At 64.2% G+C, this 18750-nt stretch carries 17 protein-coding genes; 7 read left to right on the top strand and 10 right to left on the bottom strand.

Annotated features, from left to right (window positions below):
* Window positions 1-29: 29 nt before the first annotated feature.
* Both CQ14_RS05860 and CQ14_RS05855 read right to left on the bottom strand, forming a co-directional pair.
* Window positions 30-3176 (bottom strand): multidrug efflux RND transporter permease subunit, encoded by a 3147-nt coding sequence (locus tag CQ14_RS05860; RefSeq protein ID WP_057856986.1) that lies wholly within the window; start codon window positions 3174-3176, stop codon window positions 30-32.
* On the bottom strand, window positions 3173-4345 hold the full coding sequence (locus CQ14_RS05855; protein ID WP_057857213.1) for an efflux RND transporter periplasmic adaptor subunit: 1173 nt from the start codon (window positions 4343-4345) through the stop codon (window positions 3173-3175). The genes CQ14_RS05860 and CQ14_RS05855 overlap by 4 nt, the downstream gene beginning before the upstream one ends.
* A 243-nt stretch (window positions 4346-4588) precedes the next feature.
* Between CQ14_RS05855 and CQ14_RS05850 the strand changes: the two genes are divergently transcribed.
* The 6 genes from CQ14_RS05850 to CQ14_RS05825 all read left to right on the top strand — a co-directional run bounded on the left by CQ14_RS05850 (window position 4589) and on the right by CQ14_RS05825 (window position 10396).
* Window positions 4589-4828, top strand: coding sequence for a beta/alpha barrel domain-containing protein (locus tag CQ14_RS05850; protein WP_057856985.1), 240 nt, complete (start codon window positions 4589-4591; stop codon window positions 4826-4828).
* A gap of 258 nt (window positions 4829-5086) precedes the next feature.
* Window positions 5087-7498, top strand: coding sequence for a TonB-dependent receptor (locus tag CQ14_RS05845; RefSeq protein ID WP_057856984.1), 2412 nt, complete (start codon window positions 5087-5089; stop codon window positions 7496-7498).
* A gap of 2 nt (window positions 7499-7500) precedes the next feature.
* A complete protein-coding gene (locus CQ14_RS05840) occupies window positions 7501-8190 on the top strand; it encodes a Fe2+-dependent dioxygenase (RefSeq protein ID WP_057856983.1) in 690 nt (229 codons plus the stop codon).
* Window positions 8187-9158, top strand: a complete 972-nt coding sequence (gene exbB / locus CQ14_RS05835; RefSeq protein WP_057856982.1) for a tonB-system energizer ExbB — start codon at window positions 8187-8189, stop codon at window positions 9156-9158. Before CQ14_RS05840 ends, exbB begins: the two co-directional genes overlap by 4 nt.
* Window positions 9159-9161: 3 nt before the next feature.
* Entirely contained in the window at window positions 9162-9632 is a 471-nt protein-coding gene (gene exbD / locus CQ14_RS05830; protein ID WP_057856981.1) for a TonB system transport protein ExbD, read from the top strand.
* Window positions 9633-9649: 17 nt separating this feature from the next.
* Window positions 9650-10396 (top strand): TonB family protein, encoded by a 747-nt coding sequence (locus tag CQ14_RS05825; protein WP_057856980.1) that lies wholly within the window; start codon window positions 9650-9652, stop codon window positions 10394-10396.
* 15 nt (window positions 10397-10411) lie between these two features.
* On the opposite strand, the gene CQ14_RS05820 is transcribed toward CQ14_RS05825, so the two are convergent.
* From CQ14_RS05820 to CQ14_RS05795, 6 genes are read right to left on the bottom strand one after another with little or no spacing between them, the layout of a single operon-like run.
* Window positions 10412-11863, bottom strand: coding sequence for an aldehyde dehydrogenase (locus CQ14_RS05820; protein WP_057856979.1), 1452 nt, complete (start codon window positions 11861-11863; stop codon window positions 10412-10414).
* Between the two features lie 24 nt (window positions 11864-11887).
* Complete coding sequence (locus CQ14_RS05815) at window positions 11888-12622, bottom strand: ABC transporter ATP-binding protein (RefSeq protein ID WP_057856978.1); 735 nt, start codon at window positions 12620-12622, stop codon at window positions 11888-11890.
* Complete coding sequence (locus tag CQ14_RS05810; protein WP_057856977.1) at window positions 12615-13364, bottom strand: ABC transporter ATP-binding protein; 750 nt, start codon at window positions 13362-13364, stop codon at window positions 12615-12617. The genes CQ14_RS05815 and CQ14_RS05810 overlap by 8 nt, the downstream gene beginning before the upstream one ends.
* Window positions 13361-14305, bottom strand: a complete 945-nt coding sequence (locus CQ14_RS05805) for a branched-chain amino acid ABC transporter permease (RefSeq protein ID WP_057856976.1) — start codon at window positions 14303-14305, stop codon at window positions 13361-13363. Before CQ14_RS05805 ends, CQ14_RS05810 begins: the two co-directional genes overlap by 4 nt.
* Window positions 14302-15171, bottom strand: a complete 870-nt coding sequence (locus tag CQ14_RS05800) for a branched-chain amino acid ABC transporter permease (protein WP_245320209.1) — start codon at window positions 15169-15171, stop codon at window positions 14302-14304. The genes CQ14_RS05805 and CQ14_RS05800 overlap by 4 nt, the downstream gene beginning before the upstream one ends.
* Window positions 15172-15201: 30 nt before the next feature.
* On the bottom strand, window positions 15202-16428 hold the full coding sequence (locus CQ14_RS05795; protein WP_057856975.1) for an amino acid ABC transporter substrate-binding protein: 1227 nt from the start codon (window positions 16426-16428) through the stop codon (window positions 15202-15204).
* 186 nt (window positions 16429-16614) lie between these two features.
* Here CQ14_RS05795 and CQ14_RS05790 point away from each other — a divergent pair, with 186 nt between their 5' ends.
* Entirely contained in the window at window positions 16615-17526 is a 912-nt protein-coding gene (locus CQ14_RS05790; protein WP_057856974.1) for a helix-turn-helix domain-containing protein, read from the top strand.
* Between the two features lie 39 nt (window positions 17527-17565).
* Here CQ14_RS05790 and CQ14_RS05785 read toward each other — a convergent pair whose 3' ends face one another.
* Window positions 17566-17997, bottom strand: coding sequence for a hypothetical protein (locus tag CQ14_RS05785; protein ID WP_156434709.1), 432 nt, complete (start codon window positions 17995-17997; stop codon window positions 17566-17568).
* 43 nt (window positions 17998-18040) lie between these two features.
* Window positions 18041-18721, bottom strand: coding sequence for a site-2 protease family protein (locus CQ14_RS05780; protein ID WP_057856973.1), 681 nt, complete (start codon window positions 18719-18721; stop codon window positions 18041-18043).
* Between the last annotated feature and the right edge of the window lie 29 nt (window positions 18722-18750).

Raw genomic sequence — 18750 nt, 5'->3', positions numbered from 1 at the left:
GGATGTGCTGGTTGCACCCTAAAGTCAAGTCATTCGGCCGCCTGCTTGACCGATCCGTGGGCATCCGGATGCGCATCATGGTTAGGATTGGACGAACGGCCCCACCGCGCAAACGCGTTAGAAAGCCGGTCGAGATAGAGATAGACCACCGGCGTCGTGAACAGTGTCAGCGCCTGGCTGACCAGCAGCCCGCCGACCATGGCATAGCCCAGCGGCTGGCGGATTTCCGACCCCGTGCCGGTGCCGAGCATCAGCGGCACGCCGCCGAGCAGCGCCGCCATCGTCGTCATCATGATCGGACGGAAGCGCAGCAGCGCCGCCTTTCGGATCGCGGCCTCGGGCTCCAGGTTCTCGTCGCGCTCGGCCGTGATGGCGAAGTCGACCATCATGATGCCGTTCTTCTTGACGATGCCGATCAGCAGCACGATGCCGATCAATGCGATCAGGCTGAAGTCGAACCCGAACAGCATCAGGATGGCGAGCGCGCCGACGCCGGCGGACGGCAGCGTGGACAGGATCGTGATCGGGTGAATGTAGCTTTCGTAGAGAATGCCGAGGATCAGATAGACCACGACAAGCGCGGCGAGGATCAATAGCGGCACCGTGCCGAGCGACTGCTGGAACGCCTGCGCGGTGCCCTGGAAGCTCGAATTGAGCGTGGTCGGCGCGCCGAGTTCGACCATCGCTTTCTGTACCGCGTCGGTGGCCTGGCCCAGCGCCACCCCTTGCGCGAGGTTGAAGCTGATCGTGATCGCCGGAAACTGCCCCTGATGGCTGATCGACAGCGGCCGCACCGGCACGCTGGTCCAGGTCGCAAAGGTCGAGAGCGGCACCTGGTCGCCGGTGGTGGGCGATTTCACGTAGATCTTGTTCAGGGTGTCGAGGCTGCCCTGCAGCTCCGGCAGCACTTCCTGCACCACCTTGTAGGTGTTGAGCTGGGTGAAATACTGCGTCACCTGGCGCTGGCCGAACGCGTCGTAGAGCGTGTCGTCGATCAGTTGCGGCTGGATGCCATAGCGCGCGGCGGTGTCGCGGTTGATCTTCAGCTCCAGCGTGGTGCCGTTGGTCTGCTGGTCGGTGGCGACGTCGCGCAGCTCGGGCAGCGTCTGCATCTTCGCCAGAATCTTCGGCGCCCATTCGTTCAGCTCGGCCAAATCAGCGTCCTGCAGCGTGAACTCGAACTGGGTGCGCGTCGGCCGGCCGCCGAGCCGCACGTCCTGCGCCGCCTGCATATAGAGGCGGGCGCCCTCGACCTTCTCCAGCTGGGGACGCAGTCGCGCGATGATCTGCTGCGCGTTCGCCTTGCGTTCGTCGCGCGGTTTCAGCGTGATGAAGAGACTGCCATTGTTGCCGGCCCGGCCGCTGCCGCCGATCGCCATCGCGACCGAGGCCACGTCAGGGTCCGCCTGCACGATCTTGCCGAGCTCCTCCTGATGCCGCTTCATGTCGGCAAAGGAGATGTCCTGGCTGGCCTCCGAGGTGGCGGTGATCAGGCCATTATCCTGCTGCGGAAAGAAGCCTTTTGGAATGATGACGAAGAGGTAGACCGATAATCCCAGGGTAGCGAAGAAGATCATCAGGGTGGTGAGCTTCCAGCGCAGTGCGAGGTCGAGACCGCGCTCGTAGACCCGCAGCATGGCGTCGAAGCCGCGTTCGCTCCATTGATAGAACCGGCCATGCCGGGTTTCGCCGTGCGCGCGCAGGAAGCGCGAGGCCATCATCGGCGTCAGCGTCAGCGAGACGATCATCGACACGAAGATGGTCATGGCCAGCGTCACCGCGAATTCACGGAACAGCCGGCCGATGATGCCGCCCATCAATAGCAGCGGGATCAGCACCGCAACCAGCGAGATGCTGATCGAGACGATGGTGAAACCGATTTCGCTGGCGCCCTTGAAGGCGGCGGCGAGCGGCTTTTCGCCTTCCTCGATGTAGCGCGTGATGTTTTCCAGCATCACGATGGCGTCGTCGACCACGAAGCCGACGGCAATCGTGAGCGCCATCAGCGAGAGATTGTCGAGCGTATAGCCGAACACCCACATCAGTGCGCACGCGCCGAGCAGCGCCAGCGGCACCGTGACTGTCGGGATCACGGTGGCCCAGAAGCTGCGCAGGAAGACGAAGATCACCATGACGACCAGCGCAATGGTCAGGAGCAGGGTGAACTGCACGTCCTCGACCGCGGCGCGGATGGTCTGGGTGCGGTCGCTGATCACCTCGATCTTGATCGCCGGCGGAATGGCGCCGACCAGCCGCGGCAGCGTCGCCTTGATCTTGTCGACGGTCTCGATGACGTTGGCGCCGGGCTGCTTGAAGATCACCAGGAACACGCCGCGCTTGCCGTTGGCCCAGGCCGCCTGCTTGGCGTCTTCCGGCCCGGTGACGGCCTGGCCGATATCTCGGATACGCAAGGGACCGCCGTTGCGGTAGGCAATGATGACGTCGTTCCAGTCCTTCGAGTTAGGTAACTGGTCGTTGGCGTAAATCGTGTAGGCGCGGTGCTCGCCGTCGATGTTGCCCTTGGGGCTGTCGACGGTCGTGATCGCGATCTGGCTGCGCACATCTTCCAGCGACAGGCCCTTGGCCACGAGCTTGGCCGGGTCGATCTGGATCCGGATCGCCGGCTTCTGCTGGCCGCCGATGATGACCTGGGCGACGCCCGAGATCTGGCTGATCTGCTGCGCGAGCTGGGCGTCGACGGCATCGCTCACGGTGGTCAGCGGCAGCGTGTCCGATGTGGCCGACAGCAAGAGGATCGGCGAGTCCGCCGGGTTGACCTTGCGATAGGTTGGCGGCGAGGGGAGGCTTTTCGGCAACTGGCCGCTGGCGGCGTTGATCGCGGCCTGCACGTCATTGGCGGCGGCGTCGATCGGGCGGTTGAGATCGAACTGGATGGTGATCGCCGCGGTGCCGAGATAGCTGGTCGAGGTCATCTGGGCGACGCCGGGGATCTGCGCGAGCTGACGCTCCAGCGGCTGCGCCACCGATGAGGCCATGGTTTCCGGGCTGCCGCCGGGTAGCGAAGCCGAGACCTGAATGGTCGGGAAGTCGACCTGCGGCAGCGGCGCGACCGGCAGCAGCGGATAGGCCACCAGGCCGACGAACAGGATCCCCGCCATCATCAGCGAGGTGCCGATGGGATAGCGGATGAAGGGCGCGGAGATTCCTTCGCTCATTCGCTCGTCGTCCTGGCCTGAGCCTGATCCGAACTGGCGACCGCCGTCGTCACCAGCGTGCCCGGCTGAACCTTGAACTGACCCGCCGTGATCACCTGCTCGCCGGGAGAAAGCCCCTCATCGACCACGGAGCGGCCGTCGATCGAGCGCGTCACCTTGATCTTGCGGAGCTCGGCCTTGTTCTCCTTGTTGACCAGATAGGCGTAGAGGCCGTCGGGACCATGCTGAACGGCGTCGTCGGGAATGACGGTGGCGTCCTTCAGCGTCGCGATGAGCAGCCGGGTTGAGACCGACTGGCCCGGCCACAGCGCGTGGTCCTTGTTGTCGAACACGGCCTTGAGGCGAACGGTGCCGCTCGACGTGTCGACCTGGTTGTTGATCAGGGAAAGCGCGCCGGTGGAAAGCACCCGCTTGCCGTCGGTGGAGAGGGCGATGGTTTGGGGAGAGCCGGCGGCCAGCGCAGCCTTGATGTTCGGCAACTGGTCTTCCGGCGCGGTGAAGATGATGGCGATCGGCTCGATCTGGGCGATGGTCACGATGCCGGTCTGCGTTGCGGCATTGACGATGTTGCCGACGTCGACCTGACGCAGCCCGACGACGCCGGAGATCGGCGCCTTGACGGTAGCGTAATCGAGCTGGGTCTGCGCGGTCTCGATCATCGCCGCGTCGGCCTGGATCTGCGCGGTGAGCTGCGCGACGGTGGAGCGCTGCGTATCGGTCTGTTGCCGGGTCGCGAATTCGCCGAGTTTTGTGTAGCGCTGCAGGTCGAGGCTGGCGTTGGCGAGGTTGGCTTCGTCCTGGGCCTTCTTGGCCTTGGCCTGGTCGAGCGCGGACTGGAAAGGCCGCGGATCGATCTCGACCAACGTATCGCCTTCCCGGACGACCTGGCCTTCCCTGAAGGCGATCCGGTTGATCTGGCCGTCGACACGGGTGCGGACGACGACGGTATTGAACCCCTGCACGGTGCCGAGGCCGGTCAGGTAGACCGGAAAATCGGCTTTCTCGATCGTGGCAATCCGCACCGGAACGGCGGCACGGGTGGGAGCGGCCTTCTGCGCTTCAGCGTGCGCCGGGTGGTCTCCGCCCTGGAATCGCTGCCAGCCCAGATAGCCCAGCGCGGCGATCGCTACGATCAGCAAAGCCCAACGGATGGTGCGCGACCTCGACATGATCATGGATTTCCGGAAGTTCCCCAATTCCTCCGGTATAACGTTCGCGCGTTCGCCCTGTACAAACACTAAGGCTTGAGAATCCTAAACAATTGGAAAGGTTGGCCGCGCGGTCGGAGCACGGCTCCGCATGGGCGCCAAATGGCGCGCGATTTCCCGCATCTTTTCCAAGCAGGGTTGAATGCGGGATTGTTGTCGTTCATATCGCGCCCACCAATGCTTGGCGAAGATCGGGGGCACAGGATGGACGAACTCAACGGACGCATGATGGCGTGCCAGATTCTGATCACGGGACTGATCGCGCGCGTCGCAAACGATTCGCCCGATCCGTTGCGCTTCCTCACCGATTTTCGCGACGAGATCAAAGCCGTCGTCAGAGGCGTCAACATCTCGGGCATGGACAACACCGATCGCGTCCGTCAGGTCGCGCAGTCGACGGTCGATGAATTGTTTTCGCTGATGAAGCCGCCGAGCACCGATTGATGATCGTGAAGCGATGATGCAGCCAGTGCCTGATTTTCCCGCGTTTCTTCCGTCTCTTTAGAATGCTTATTAGAACGCTTACAAAGTACTTTTAGAATCATTTCAAACTATAGATTAGAATCGTTGTGATCTGGGCGGATTCAATCCCAATGTTGCTCCGATCGCGTTGACCCCAAAATTTTCGCTCGGTACTGACCCACGCGGGACCATTCGCCGCATGTCGATTTGCTGCGAATTGAAATGATCAGGGGCACGTAAATGAATCCTAGGAAGGCACCGAGGTCGCTTCGTTCGGAAGCGGCGATCAACTCGCTCGGTCAGACGGCTGACAACAATTCCGGCAAGAAGGTTTCGGCCGTGGCGGGCCTCATTGCGGTGGCGTCGTTCTCCGGCGCTGAGGCGCAGCAATCCAGCCTTCCGCCGGTGACGGTCGATGCCCCGGTCGCTCGCCCGCGTCCTGCCGCTTCAAAACCTTCGCCGGACCAGGTCCGCGCCCGCACCGCGCTACGCCGCGCCGCGCGCCGCGCGCAGCCGGTGCAAGCCGCCCCCGTGCCATTCCCCAACGCCGGCAGCCTGGCGGCCGACGCTAACCCCTATGCGGACGCCGCCGCGCCTTACAAGGTCGATCGCGTGCAGGCGTCGGGCAAGTTTCCGGAGCCGCTGCTCAACACGCCGAAGACCATCACCGTGATGAGCAAGGAGGTGCTTGCCGACAAGAACATCACCTCGCTGCGCGAAATCGGGCGCTCCACCGCCGGCGTGACGCTGGGCTCGGGAGAGGGCGGCAATGCCTTCGGCGACCGCTTCTTCATCCGCGGCTTCGACGCGCGCAACGACGTCTTCATCGACGGCATCCGCGATCCCGCGGTCTCGATCCGCGAGAACTTCTTCACCGAGCAGATCGAGATTTTGCGCGGCCCGGCCTCGTCCTATGCCGGCCGCGGCACCGCCGGCGGCGCCATCAATATCGTCACCAAGCAGGCCACCGACCGCAACTTCTACAACGCCGACAGCACCTTTGGCACCGACCACACCAAGCGCGTCACGTTCGACGTCAACCAGGTGATCAGCCCGACCTTTTCGGTGCGCACCGGCGGCATGTTCCAGGACGCCAACGTGGCGGGGCGCAACTATGTGACCGACGATCGCTGGGGCGGCTTCATCTCGACGAAGTGGACGCCGACCAACGACATCAAGATCACCACGAACTACGTCCACACCGACCTCAGCGGCCTGCCGGACTTCGGCGTGCCCTACTACAAGCAGGGCAATGGGCCGGTCACCGAGTTCGGCATCCCGCGGACGAACTGGTACGGGTTCGTCAACCGCGACTTCCAGACCGCGCGGCAGGATTTTGGTACGCTGACGGCCGAGTACAAGCCCACCGACAACATCACGCTGACCAGCCGGACCCGTGCCGAGCACTCGATGCTGGCCTATATCGGCACGCTGCCCAACGCCACCGCGCTGCTGACGAATAATCCCGATCCGACGACGTGGAAATTCAATGCGAGCCCGCAGAGCCGCAACCAGTGGGTCGATATCCTGTCGAACCAGGAGGAGGCCACGTTCAAATTCGATACCGGATCGGTCAAACATACGACGGCGGTGGGTCTCGAAGTCTCCAACGAGCGTGTCGGGATCGACCGCTATACGGGGCTTTCATCGGAAGCGTTTGGCAACAACCCGCCCGTCAATGGCTCTTTTCAGGGCCAGTCGATCTATGCACCGAATTACACATTCTTCCCGTTCGGCATTCCGTCGCTGGTCGGAAATCCGGTCCGCTATAACGTCGACAGCAAGGCCCTCTATGTCATTGACACCGCGAACTGGCAGGACACGATCATCCTGAATGGCGGCGTGCGGTATGACGGTTACGATATGACCGGGCGGAACAACACGCAATCGAACGCGGTCAAGTCGGATTTCGTCAACTACAATGCCGGCATCGTCTTCAAGCCGGTGCCGATCGGAAGCCTCTACGCCGCCTACGCGACCTCGACCAACCCGTTCGGCTCGGAACTCGACGCGACAGGCGGCGACTACGGCGCAATCGTGCTGAACGGAGCGGTCCTCGGCCCCGAGCGCAACAAGGCGGCCGAAGTCGGCACCAAGTGGGAACTGTTCGACCGCCACCTGCTGGTGACGGGCGCGCTGTTCCATACCGAGAAGGACAACGCGCGCGAGACTGTCAACGGCGGTCTGACGTCGGGCGCGGCCTATCAGGTCGAGGGTATCGACCTCGAGGTGAGCGGCAAGATCACCGATCGCTGGAGCGTTTTCGGCGGTCTGGTGCTGATGCGGTCGAAGGTCTTGCAGACGCAGATCCCCGGCAACGTCGGACTGCAGATGGCCAACATCGCCCATGAATCCTTCAGCATGTTGAGCAAGTACAAGTTCGACGGCGGCTGGGAGCTTGGCGGCCAGGCGGTCTACCGCTCGAAGATCTACGGCGGCACCTTCGCCGCCAACACCGGCACCGAGCTTCCGAGCTACTGGCGCTTCGATGCTTTCGTCGAGAAGAAGATCGACAAGAACTGGACCATGAAGCTCTACGCGCAGAACCTGACCAACAAGCTCTACTACGACACGCTCTACCGCAGCGCGGTGCCGTTCGTCGCGGTCGCGCCGGGGCGGGCGTTCTACGTCGTTACGTCGGCGAAGTTCTGATCGTGCTGATCTGTATTCCCGCGGTGCTGAGCAAGGATGATGTGGCGGACTTCCGCCGCATCATGGATGCTGCACCCTGGGAAGACGGCCGCTCCACGGCGGGGGCGCAATCGGCGATGGTCAAGCGCAACGAGCAGCTTCCGCCGGACAGCGAGGTCGCGCGAAAGCTCGGCCATCGCGTGCTGTCGGCACTCACCGCCAGCCCGAGATTCATCTCGGCGGCGATCCCTCAGCAGATCTTCCCGCCGCTGTTTAACCGCTATGTGGCCGCCGGCGGCCACCATTTCGGTCTTCATGTCGACAACGCGGTGAGGGGAGATCCGCTCACGGGAGTGCGGATCCGGACCGACCTTTCGGTGACGCTGTTCCTGTCGGAACCGGACGAATACGACGGCGGCGAACTGGTGGTGGAGGACCTCTATGGCTCACATGAAATCAAGCTCGCGGCCGGGGACCTCGTGCTTTATCCTGCGTCTAGCTTGCATCTGGTCACGCCGGTCACACGAGGTATGCGTGTGGCATCTTTTTTCTGGCTCCAGAGCATGGTACGTGATGCCCATGCCCGCAGCCTGATCTTCGATCTCGATACCTCGATCCAGGCCCTGGTGGAGCGGCTGGGGCGGGACGACCCTGAAACGGTCAAATTGACCGGCATCTATCATAACCTGATCCGCTACTGGGCCGAAGTATGATGAACATGTCTCTATCGCGCGTGACATTTGCAGTGAGCTTGTTGGCGACCCTGTCGCTGGCCGTGCCGTCGCTGGCGCAGCAGCAGGCGGCGCCCGCCACGCCATCCGCTCCGGCAGCTCAACCGGCGCCCGCAGTGCAGCAACCGCCCGCCCAGTCCATTGCCCCTCAGGCCGTCTCGCCTGCACAGGCTGCACCTGCACAGGCTGCGGCGACGCCTGCCTCCGCACTGGCCGAGGGCGAGAACAAGATGGCCAAGCTTGGCAAGGCGGCAATGTCCGAATTGTCGCCGTGGCTGATGTTCTGGAACGCGGACATCATCGTCAAATCGGTGATGATCGGTCTCGCCTTTGCCTCGCTCGTGACCTGGACCATCTTTCTCGGCAAGATGATCGAGCTCACGGTAATCCAGCGCAGGCTGCGCGGCGCGCTGAACAAGATCGGCGACGCGAGGTCACTGGCTGAAGCGCAATTTGCGCTGGGCGCCAGGGGCAGCGTGCTGGCGTCCTTCCTGGCGGCGGCGATGCGCGAGGCGCGGCTGTCGGCGGGCATCTCGAGCGATGCCGGCATCAAGGAGCGCGCCGCGTCGAGCTTTGCCGAAATCGTTCGCGCCGAAGCGCGGCGTATCCGGCTCGGCATGGGCCTTCTGGCGACCATCGGCGCGACGTCGCCCTTTGTCGGCCTGTTCGGCACCGTCTGGGGCATCATGAACAGCTTCATCGGCATCTCGAAATCGCAGACCACCAACCTCGCCGTGGTGGCGCCCGGCATCGCCGAAGCGCTGCTCGCCACCGCGATCGGTCTGGTCGCCGCGATCCCCGCCGTCATCATCTACAATCACTTTGCGCGCGTGACCAAAGGCTATCTGGAGCTGGTCAACCGTGCGTCGGGCGCCGCGGGGCGGCTCCTGTCGCGCGATCTCGACCGCACCCATGTCAGCGGCTCGCATTCGCGCACGGCGGCGGAGTAGGCGATGGGCGCGTCGATCGCAGAGACCGATCACGACGACGACGATTTTGCGGAATCGCACGAGATCAACGTCACGCCGTTCATCGACGTCATGCTCGTCCTCTTGATCATCTTCATGGTGGCGGCGCCGTTGTCGACCGTCGATCTGCCGATCGATCTGCCGACATCCACGGCAACCCCGCAGAAGAAGCCGGACAAGCCGACCTATGTCAGCATCAAGCCCGACCTGGCGATCGCGATCGGGGAAAACTTCGTCAAGCGGGTCGATCTGGTCCGTGCGCTCGACGCGATGCCCGATGTCAAAAAGGATCAATTCATCTTCATTCGTGCCGACCGCGGCGTGCCCTACGGCGAATTGATGGACGTACTCGAAATTTTGCGCACCGGCGGCTATACGAGGCTCAAATTGACCGCGTTGGAGGGGGTTCCAGGGAGCACGACCCCGCCTGCGGCAACCGACAATTCGAAGCCCTGAGCGACGACGAGTAGGACATGTCGGATTTGGATGCCGGACAAAAGGCACCGCTGCGGCTCTGGGTGTTCGGAGCCATAGGCGCGCTTTTGCTTCACGTTGGCGGCGCGGCGCTGGCGATCGCCAATCTGGAGACCGGCGAACCGCAAAACTCCATCGGCGAGACCGGCATCGAGGTCGGCTATGAGCTGGCCGCGACCCAGCGCGAGCAGACAGACCTGCCGCCGGGGCCCGATACCGACGCTTCCCAGGCTTCGCCCCAGCTCGCCGAGCAGAAGGCCGAGGTCAAGGAATCGGAACTGCCGCAAGACAAGCCGACCGAGGTCGAAGAGGCCGACCGCGAGGTAACACCGAACGAGTCGAAGAAGCCGAAAGAAGACGATCCGAAGGTCGCGGCGGTGCAGACGCAGGCCTCGACCGAGTCAGTCGCGTCCGAGGCAACCGCGACGCCGGCCGCCATCGAGAAGGCGCGCCGCGAGCGGGCGAATTGGCAGACCGAATTGTTCCAGCATCTCGATCGGCACAAGCGTTACCCGAAAGAGCGCCAGCAAAAGACCGCGGAGATCCAGGTCCGCTTTACGCTCGACCGGCTGGGCCACGTGCTTTCGGTCGAGATCGAGAAGGGATCGGGCGACACGGTGTTTGACGAAGCGGCGCTTGCGATGGTGCGCCGCTCCGACCCCGTACCGGCGCCGCCGCCGCGGGTCGCAGACGAAGGGCTGAGCTTCACCCTGCCGGTGATCTTCCGCGTCAAGACCAAGAGCTGAGGCCCGCGCTTCCCGCTAGATCGGATAATGCTGCGGTCCGGTCTCGATCGTGATCCAGCGCAACTCGGTGAACTCGGCGATGCCGGCCTTGCCGCCGAAGCGGCCATAGCCTGACGCCTTGACGCCGCCGAACGGCATCTGCGCCTCGTCGTGAACGGTCGGGCCGTTGACGTGGCAGATGCCGGAATCGATCCGCTTGGCGACCTCGAATGCGCGGGCGATGTCGCGGCCGAACACGGCGGCCGACAGGCCATACTCGGTGTCGTTGGCGACACGTACGGCTTCGTCCACGCCGTTGACGCGCACGACACAGACGACCGGACCGAACGACTCTTCGCCATAGATCCGCATCGACGAGTTGACACCATCGATCACGGTCGCCGACATCAGCGTGCCCTCGCTGCGTCCGCCGGCGACCACCTTGGCGCCCTTGCTGACGGCGTCGTTGATCAGGGCCTGGATGCGGGCAGCCGCATCGGTGCCGATCAGCGATCCCAGCGGCGCATTGCCCTTGCGCGGATCGGCGGCGACCAGCGATCCGGCCTTTGCCGCGAGTTTGGTCACGAAGGCGTCGGCGATCATCTCGTCGACGACGAGGCGCTCGGTCGACATGCAGATCTGGCCCTGGTTCATGAAGGCGCCGAAGGCTGCGGCGGCGACCGCTGCGTCGATATCGGCATCGTCGAGCACGATCATCGGCGCCTTGCCGCCGAGTTCGAGCAATGCGGGTTTGAGATACTTCGCCGCCACCTGCGCGATGATGCGGCCGACGCGGGTCGACCCCGTGAAATTGACGCGCCGCACGGCGGGATGGCCGATCAGCATCTCGATCAGGGCAGGGGCGTCTTCCGGCGCGTTGGTGATGACGTTGAGCACGCCCGGCGGCAGGCCGGCGTCGCGAAGGCATTCGGCGATCAGCCGATGGGTGCCCGGGCAGATCTCGGAGGCCTTCAGCACCACGGTGTTGCCGCAGGCCAGCGGCAGCGCGACGGCGCGCACGCCGAGAATGACCGGCGCGTTCCATGGCGCCATGCTCAGCACCACGCCGGCGGGTTGCCGCACGGCCATCGCGATGCAGCCCGGCTTGTCCGAGGGGATGACCTCGCCCGAAATCTGCGTGGTCATCGCGGCGGCCTCGCGCAGCATGCCGGCGGCAAGGTGGACGTTGAACCCGGCCCAGCCGGCGGTGGCGCCGGTTTCCGCGGCCATCAACTCGATGAACTGCGGCGCCTTCGACGCCAGCAGATCGGCAGCCTTGAGCAGGATCGCGCGCCTTGCGTTCGGGCCGGTGGCGGACCATGCGGGAAAGGCGGCAGCGGCCGTGTCGGCCGCGCGCTTCGCATCCGCGATCTGGGCGGCCGCGGCACGGCTTGCGAGATCGCCGGTGACCGGGTTCAGGCGATCGAACGTCGCGCCGTTCGATGCCGGCACATCCTTGCTCTCGAGCAGCAGTGAGATTTCATACATGGGTTTCTCTCCTCAAGCAGGGCGCTACGATGATGATGCGGTGGCCGGCGGCACGCCGCCGAGATAGGCCCGCTGGACGGCGGGATCGGACTTCAGATGATCGGCGGTGCCATGGCCGACGATGATGCCGTTTTCGAGCACGTAGCCGCGGTCAGCGATCCGCAGGCTTTCCTGCGCGTTCTGCTCGACCAGCAGCAATCCGACGCCGGCCTCGCGCACCCGACGCAAGGTGGCGAACAATTCCTGTACCATCGCAGGCGAGAGCCCGAGCGACGGCTCGTCGAGCAGCAGAATGTCTGGATTGGACATCAGCGCGCGGCCGATCGCGAGCATCTGCTGCTCGCCGCCGCTCATGGTGCGGGCGATCTGGGCGGCGCGCTCGCGCAGCCGCGGAAACAGCGAAAACACCTGGTCGCGCCGCGCCGCTTCGCCGTCGCGGGCGCGCTTCGGGTTGGCGCCGAGCAGGAGGTTTTCCTTCACGGTGAGATCGCCGAAGATGCCGCGGCCCTCGGGCACCAGCGCCAGCCCGCTTTCGACGATCTCGTGTGCGGGAAGCACGGAAATGTCTCGGCCGCCGAGGCTCACCTGCTTGCCGGGCAGCGTACGCACGACGCCTGCGATCGCTTTCAGAAGCGAGGTTTTACCAGCGCCATTGGCGCCGAGGATCGTGACGATCTCGCCACGGCCGACATCGAGCGCGACGCCGTCGAGCGCGCGGTGCAGGCCATAGGCGAGGCTGAGATTTTTGACCTCAAGCATCGGCGACCACCCCGCCGAGATAGGCCTTGACGACAGCGGCATCGCTCAGCACGTCCGCGGTTGCACCGTCCGCGATCTTGCGGCCGCTGCTCATCACGATGCAGCGGTCGCAAAGGGCGCGCACCGCAGCCATCACATGCTCGACCAGCACGATGGTGATGCCGTCCGCCTTCAACGACCGGATCAGGTCAATGCCGATCGCCAGTTCGGAAGGGTTGAGCCCGGCGAGCCACTCGTCGAGCAGCAGCAGCCGCGGCTTTGCCGCGAGGGCGCGGGCAAGCTCCAGACGCTTGCGGTCGATATAGGTGAGGTTGGCCGCAAGGCGCAGGTCGTGTCCGGCAAGGCCGACCCGATGGAGCAGCGTGTCGATCCGAAGCTCGGCCTCGGCGGCCGGCAAATGAGGTTTCTGGAACGCCAGCCCCGCCTTGATGTTCTCGCGGCAGTCCATGCCGTCGAGCACGCGGACGAGCTGGAATGTGCGGGCCAGTCCAAGCCGGGCGATCCGGTATGACGCAAGGCCGGCGATGTCCTGGCCCATCAGGCGGATCGTGCCGGCATCGGGGCGCAATACGCCCGATATCAAATTGAGCGCTGTGGTTTTGCCGGAGCCGTTGGGACCGAGCAGGCCCATGATTTCGCCTTGTTCGACCGAAAAGCCGAGATCGTTCACCGCCACCAGCCCGCCGAACGCGCGCCGCAGGCCGTCGATTTCGAGTACACGCGTTTGGGAGCCCTGGCTCATGTGGCCACCCGTTGCGTGGTTTTGCCGGCGGACGTCGTCGACAGTTTCTCGAACAATCCCGCGACGCCTCTTGGCAGCATGTAGACGATCAACAGGAAGATGCAGCCGAGGATGATCGTGAACGTGTTCGGAAAGCGCGCGCTCAGGAGTTCGAACAGCAGCGTCAGCGGCACGGCGCCGAGCACCGGACCCCACAGCCGGTGCGCGCCACCGAGCAGCGCCATGATCAGCACCTGAAACGAGATCATCGAGTTGAAGGCGATCGATGGCTCGATATAGGTCCAGCGCGGCGCCATGATCGCGCCAACCAGCGTCATGATCGTGGCGCTGATCGTGAACAGGGCGACCTTGGCGAAGGTGGTGTTGATCCCGCAATGCTTTGCCACCGTCTCGTCCTCGCCGATCACGCGCAGCGCGAAGCCGAGGCGCGAGCGCGCGATCAGCCAGCCCAGCAGGAACACGGCGGCGGTCAGCGCCAGCAATTGCCAGTAGATATCGGCCTGGGTGATGTTGACGAAGACGTAGCGCCCGAGCACGCGCGATTTGTTGACCTCGAACCAGACCACGAGCTGGCGGATCAGTTCTGTGAGACCAAAGGTGAAGATGACGAAGTAGACGCCGCTCAGGCGCAGCGTCGACAGCCCGACGATGGCCGCGACGATGGCGCCGAGCGCCGCGGCGATCAGCAGCACCAGCGGCCAGGGCAGGATCTCGCCGAGCACGGCAACCGTATAGGCCCCGACGCCGAAGAAGGCGGTCGTCGCCAGTGAGACATAGCGCGTGGGCCCTGAGAATAGGCCCCAGGCCGTCGCCAGCACGGTGTATTGCAGCAGGCTGATGGCTAGCGCGAGGTAATAGGCATTGCCAAGCCGCGGCACGAGCGCGAGCAGCGCGAGTGCTGCAAGTGCGAGGGCGCCAAGGCCTGCAGTTCGCGTGCTCATCGTGTCGCCCTGCCAAACAGGCCGGCCGGCTTCACCAGCAGCACGGCGAGAAACAGCGCAAAGTTCACCGCAAGGGTCAGGCCGGGATCGACATAGGAGGCGACCAGCGCCTCGCTGAGGCCGAGCGCCAGCCCCGCCACCAGGCAGCCGAGCATGTTGCCGACGCCGCCCATCACGACGACGATCAAGGCCTTCATGGTGAAGACCACACCTGACGATGCGCTGAAAGTGAGGAAGGTGCTGACCAACACGCCGGCTGCTGCGACCAGCGCGCCGCCGAGCGCAAAGGTTAGCGCGGAGGCCTGCGGCACATTGATCGCGACAAGCTGAGCGGCAAAGGGATCGACCGCGACCGCACGCACCGCCGTGCCGGTTCGGGTGCGCGTCAGTGCGGCATAGAGCGCCAGCCCGAGCAGGATGGTGATGCCGAGCGCGGTGAGGCGGTTGACCGCGACCGTCTCGCCGAGAAACTGCACCGGAAAGGCCAGGAACGAATAGCTGTAATAGGCCCCGCCGAACAGCGCGAGCATCGAGCCCTGGATGACGAAGGTGAGCCCGAAGGTTGCGAGAATGCTGTCGACCTCGAGCGCATCGCGGTTCGGCGCGCGGCGCACCAGCGGGGTCAGCAGCAGCTTGTAGATCACGAAATTAAGCGCGAAGGCGAGGGGAACGACCAGCGCCAGTCCGACAAAGGGACTGACGGCCCAGCCCGTGAACAGCCAGTGCGATGCAAAGGCGGCGGCGATCAGGAACTCGCCGTAGGAGAGGTTCATGATGCGCGCAACGCCGTACTGGAGCGTGAGCCCCATGGCGATGAGCGCATACATGCCGCCCAGCATCAGGCCGGTCAGAATGGCGTTGGTCATGGTTTAGCCGGCCGTATCTCTATCTTGCGGTTACGGCGCCACCCACGCCGGCTTCGGCACGATCGCTTGACGTGCGCCTTCGTTGCCGGCCGGCGCGATGCCGTAGAACTCGCCATCCTGCCACTGGCCGACCCACCAGTAGCGCGTCGGCATGTTGTTCTCGAGCTGGACCTTGCCGATCACGGTATCGAACGTGCCGGTCTGCAGATCCTTGATCACGGCGGCGCGATCGACCTTGCCGACGCGTTCGATCGCCTGTTGCAGCATCTGCAGGCTCGCATAGGTCACCGCGCTCGCCCAGCGGTCCGGCTCGGCGCCGTTGGCGGCGGAGGCCTTGTGGCGGGCGAGGTAGTCCTTGATCGCCGGGCTGTCGCCGCTCCAGCCGCCGATGCCCATCACGCCTTCGGTGTTCTTGCCGAACTTTTGCTTGTAGAGCGGGAAGGCGGTGCCGACGCCGGTATAGAAAACTTTCGGATTGAGCCCGGCAATGCGCGATTGCTCGGTCAGCGCCAGCGTATCCGGCGGATAGCTGAAGGCGATGAAGACGTCGGGATTGAGCGCCTTGATCTCGTTGATGATCGGCGCCAGGTCCTGCGTGCCGATCGGATAGGTCTTGTCGTAGGCGAGCTTGAACTTCGCATTGGTCAGCGCCGGCCGCGCCGCGCCGGACAGATCGATGCCGAAGCCGTCGGCGATGCTGACCATCGCGACCGTGTCACCGATCTTCTTTTCGTCGCGCAGTTTGTTCAGGAGTTCGACCAGCGATTTGGCGGCATCCGCTGACGTGCCGAGCAGCCAGAAGCTGTTGGGCCAGCGCTTGGCGAGTTCCGGCGCGCGGTCGGTCACGGCCGTCGCGGCGAGATGCGGATAGCCTTCGCGGTTGAGCGTCGGTCCAACAGCCAGATTGAGGCCGGTGCCCCATGGCGGCAGGATGAAATCAACCTTGTCCTGGTTGATCAGCCGTTCCAGCGCGCGCACCGCTTCTTCGGCGTTGGAGCGGTCGTCATAGTGCACCACCTCGATCGGAACGCGCTTGTCGCCGAGCTTGATGCCACCGGCGGCATTCACTTCCTTCACCCACAATTCGTAGTTGGGAATCGTGGTGACGGCGGCACCGCCGGTGTTCGGGCCGGTGCGCGAGATCGCGTAGCCGATCTTGATCGAGGTTTGCGCTTCGGCGATGGCGGCGAGGCCGATGGTGGCGGCGCAAGTGGCGGCGGCCAGCAGGGCGGCACGCCGCGTCAAAAATGTCGTCATGTTGTCCTCCCGGGGTGCTTCGACCGGCGCCATTGAACTGGCGCTCATGATCGTCCTGACGTTAGGGGAGGTCGTGGGCGGCTTGGAATTGGACGAAGCCGGGGAAAGATTGTACTTTTCTGGCAAACGCCCCGGTTCACTGGCGGCGGATTGTCTCAGGGTTGAATTGTCTTAAGAGATTTGGGCATGTCGGCATCACCAGCACTGAACGGACTGCCGGTCGGCATCGCGCTGGCAGTGCGTGCGGAGGCATTTTCGGCGGCGCTGGCGGCCCGATCGTGGGTGATCCGCCAGAAATCCGAGCGGCGGGCGCATCTGTTGCTGCTGCAATCGGATCGCGGCCGTGCATCCTGGCACGGGACCAGCGTTGCACTGGAGGCACCGGCGCTGCTTTGGCTGCCAGGCAGCACCGATGCGACGATTGAAGTGGGGCCCGGCGCGGACGGCTTCCTGCTATCGGTCGACGACGATTTCCTGATCAAGATCATCGCCGGCACGGCCGAGGCGCTGCATCTGCGCAGGACCACCGAGCGCGTTGCGCTGATATCAAGCGAAGCGCTTCCACCCTCTCTCGATACGGTCGCCGAATCCTGCCGGGCCATCGTGGCTGAGCTGCGCACGCCCGGCTTTGGCGGCGCGACGCTGATCTCCTCGCATCTGCTTCTGCTGTGTCTGCAGCTCTGGCGGCTCAGCGCCTCGCATGACGAGCGTCACGAGGTTGCGGCGCGCGGCGGCGGTCCGGCGCTGGTCGGCAATTTCCTGCAGATGGTCGAACTGCATTACCGCGACGGCTGGCCGGTGGCGCGCTATGCGGATGCGCTCGGCGTCACCTCCGACAAGCTGCATGCGCATTGCCAGCGCGAGAAAAACTGCGGCCCGCGCGCGATCATCCACGAGCGCCTGCTGCGCGAAGCCTGCACGCGGCTGCAGCAGCTCGATCTTCCGGTCGAGCAGATCGGATACGGATTGGGTTTTCGCGATCCCGCCTATTTCAACCGCTTCTTCCGCAAGTACCGCGGCGCGTCGCCCGGAAACTATCGCCGGCAGATAAGACTGGAGCACGCGCGCAGTGGTCCGTCCTACGCGGCGTGGCCATGAGTACGATGGTCCGAAGTATGGTGGTCCGAAGCGGCTGTGTCAGCGCCAGTATAGGCGGATGCTGACATAGACAATGGCGAGGCAGGCAAAGATCAACGCTACCGGAAGCCGTGGTTTGGTCGCAGGTCCGGATACGGCAGGCTTGGGCCGCGGCGGCGGCCGCCGGAACGCGGTGACGTTGCCGGCATCTTTGACCGGCTCGCTCGCGCGCGAAGGAATCTCGGGTGGCGTTCCGGAGCCGCCCATCTCGGCATAATAGCTCTTGTACATGAGCTGGATGGTGGCCTCGGACGCATCCGCTTCCGTCATCCTCGCCAGCAATTGCCGGTAGCCCTCGAGAAAGCTTTGCGCCTCGGCGGGCAGGGCGGAGAAGCCGTTAAGCTTGGCCAGCATTTTCCAGGTCGCGAAATCTGCCCTCGCGCGGGTATCGGCGCGTCGTGCAATCAACATGTCGGCAGCTTTTGTCGCCATGGTCCGGGTCGGTTCTTCCCTGTGTGCTGTTTCTATCTGCAGTTTAAGCGTTACCGGTGATGAAGAGAAGCGCGCCGCTCACATATCCGATAAGTGAACTCAGTATCGCCGAAATAACATCAAGATTTAGGCCGAGTTGCGCGCCGACGACCGGAAGCACGATCAAAAGACCGAGCAGGATTAACATCCCGTACGGTTCCAGCCGCGACAGCGGGTAAGCCAGCACCCGCGGCAGCAGCCCGACGGCGACCCGGCCGCCATCCAGCGGCGGGATCGGCATCATGTTGAAGATCGCCAGCAGAACATTGATCCGGAACGTATTTATGAAGTTGTCCGCGGTCCATTTGGCGGCGTCTGCCGGTACCAGGGGCAGGGCGTGGAAGGCAAGGGCTGCGATCACCGCCAGGACGATGTTGATGGCAGGGCCCGCCAGCGCCACCCAAACCATGTCGAGCCGGGGATGGTTCAGGTTCCGGAAATTCACCGGCACCGGTTTGGCATAACCGAACACGAACGGCGAATGCGACAGCACCAGCACGCCCGGAAGAATCACGGTGCCGAACGGATCGATATGCTTGAGCGGATTGAAGCTGACCCGGCCGAGTTGCCAGGCCGTATTGTCCCCGAGCCGCCAGGCGACAAAGGCATGCGCCGCCTCATGGAAGGTGATGGCGATCAGGAGGGGGAGGATCCAGACGGAGATGGCATACAGCGAGATGTTCAAGCGGTCTGCTCCGTTGCAGGCGGTATCGT

Origin of the sequence: Bradyrhizobium lablabi (assembly GCF_001440475.1) — a bacterium.
Classification (GTDB): Bacteria; Pseudomonadota; Alphaproteobacteria; order Rhizobiales; family Xanthobacteraceae; genus Bradyrhizobium; species Bradyrhizobium lablabi.
Note: the sequence above shows the minus strand (reverse complement) of the source record. Positions and strands in the feature narration are given on the sequence as shown.

Bases quoted from the DNA above. Each gene is read 5' to 3' on its own strand.
- CQ14_RS05860 (WP_057856986.1), bottom strand. From the start codon at position 3,176: ATGAGCGAAGGAATCTCCGCGCCCTTCATCCGCTATCCCATCGGCACC.
- CQ14_RS05855 (WP_057857213.1), bottom strand. From the start codon at position 4,345: ATGTCGAGGTCGCGCACCATCCGTTGGGCTTTGCTGATCGTAGCGATC.
- CQ14_RS05850 (WP_057856985.1), top strand. From the start codon at position 4,589: ATGGACGAACTCAACGGACGCATGATGGCGTGCCAGATTCTGATCACG.
- CQ14_RS05845 (WP_057856984.1), top strand. From the start codon at position 5,087: ATGAATCCTAGGAAGGCACCGAGGTCGCTTCGTTCGGAAGCGGCGATC.
- exbB (WP_057856982.1), top strand. From the start codon at position 8,187: ATGATGAACATGTCTCTATCGCGCGTGACATTTGCAGTGAGCTTGTTG.
- exbD (WP_057856981.1), top strand. From the start codon at position 9,162: ATGGGCGCGTCGATCGCAGAGACCGATCACGACGACGACGATTTTGCG.
- CQ14_RS05825 (WP_057856980.1), top strand. From the start codon at position 9,650: ATGTCGGATTTGGATGCCGGACAAAAGGCACCGCTGCGGCTCTGGGTG.
- CQ14_RS05820 (WP_057856979.1), bottom strand. From the start codon at position 11,863: ATGTATGAAATCTCACTGCTGCTCGAGAGCAAGGATGTGCCGGCATCG.
- CQ14_RS05815 (WP_057856978.1), bottom strand. From the start codon at position 12,622: ATGCTTGAGGTCAAAAATCTCAGCCTCGCCTATGGCCTGCACCGCGCG.
- CQ14_RS05810 (WP_057856977.1), bottom strand. From the start codon at position 13,364: ATGAGCCAGGGCTCCCAAACGCGTGTACTCGAAATCGACGGCCTGCGG.
- CQ14_RS05805 (WP_057856976.1), bottom strand. From the start codon at position 14,305: ATGAGCACGCGAACTGCAGGCCTTGGCGCCCTCGCACTTGCAGCACTC.
- CQ14_RS05800 (WP_245320209.1), bottom strand. From the start codon at position 15,171: ATGACCAACGCCATTCTGACCGGCCTGATGCTGGGCGGCATGTATGCG.
- CQ14_RS05795 (WP_057856975.1), bottom strand. From the start codon at position 16,428: ATGACGACATTTTTGACGCGGCGTGCCGCCCTGCTGGCCGCCGCCACT.
- CQ14_RS05790 (WP_057856974.1), top strand. From the start codon at position 16,615: ATGTCGGCATCACCAGCACTGAACGGACTGCCGGTCGGCATCGCGCTG.
- CQ14_RS05785 (WP_156434709.1), bottom strand. From the start codon at position 17,997: ATGGCGACAAAAGCTGCCGACATGTTGATTGCACGACGCGCCGATACC.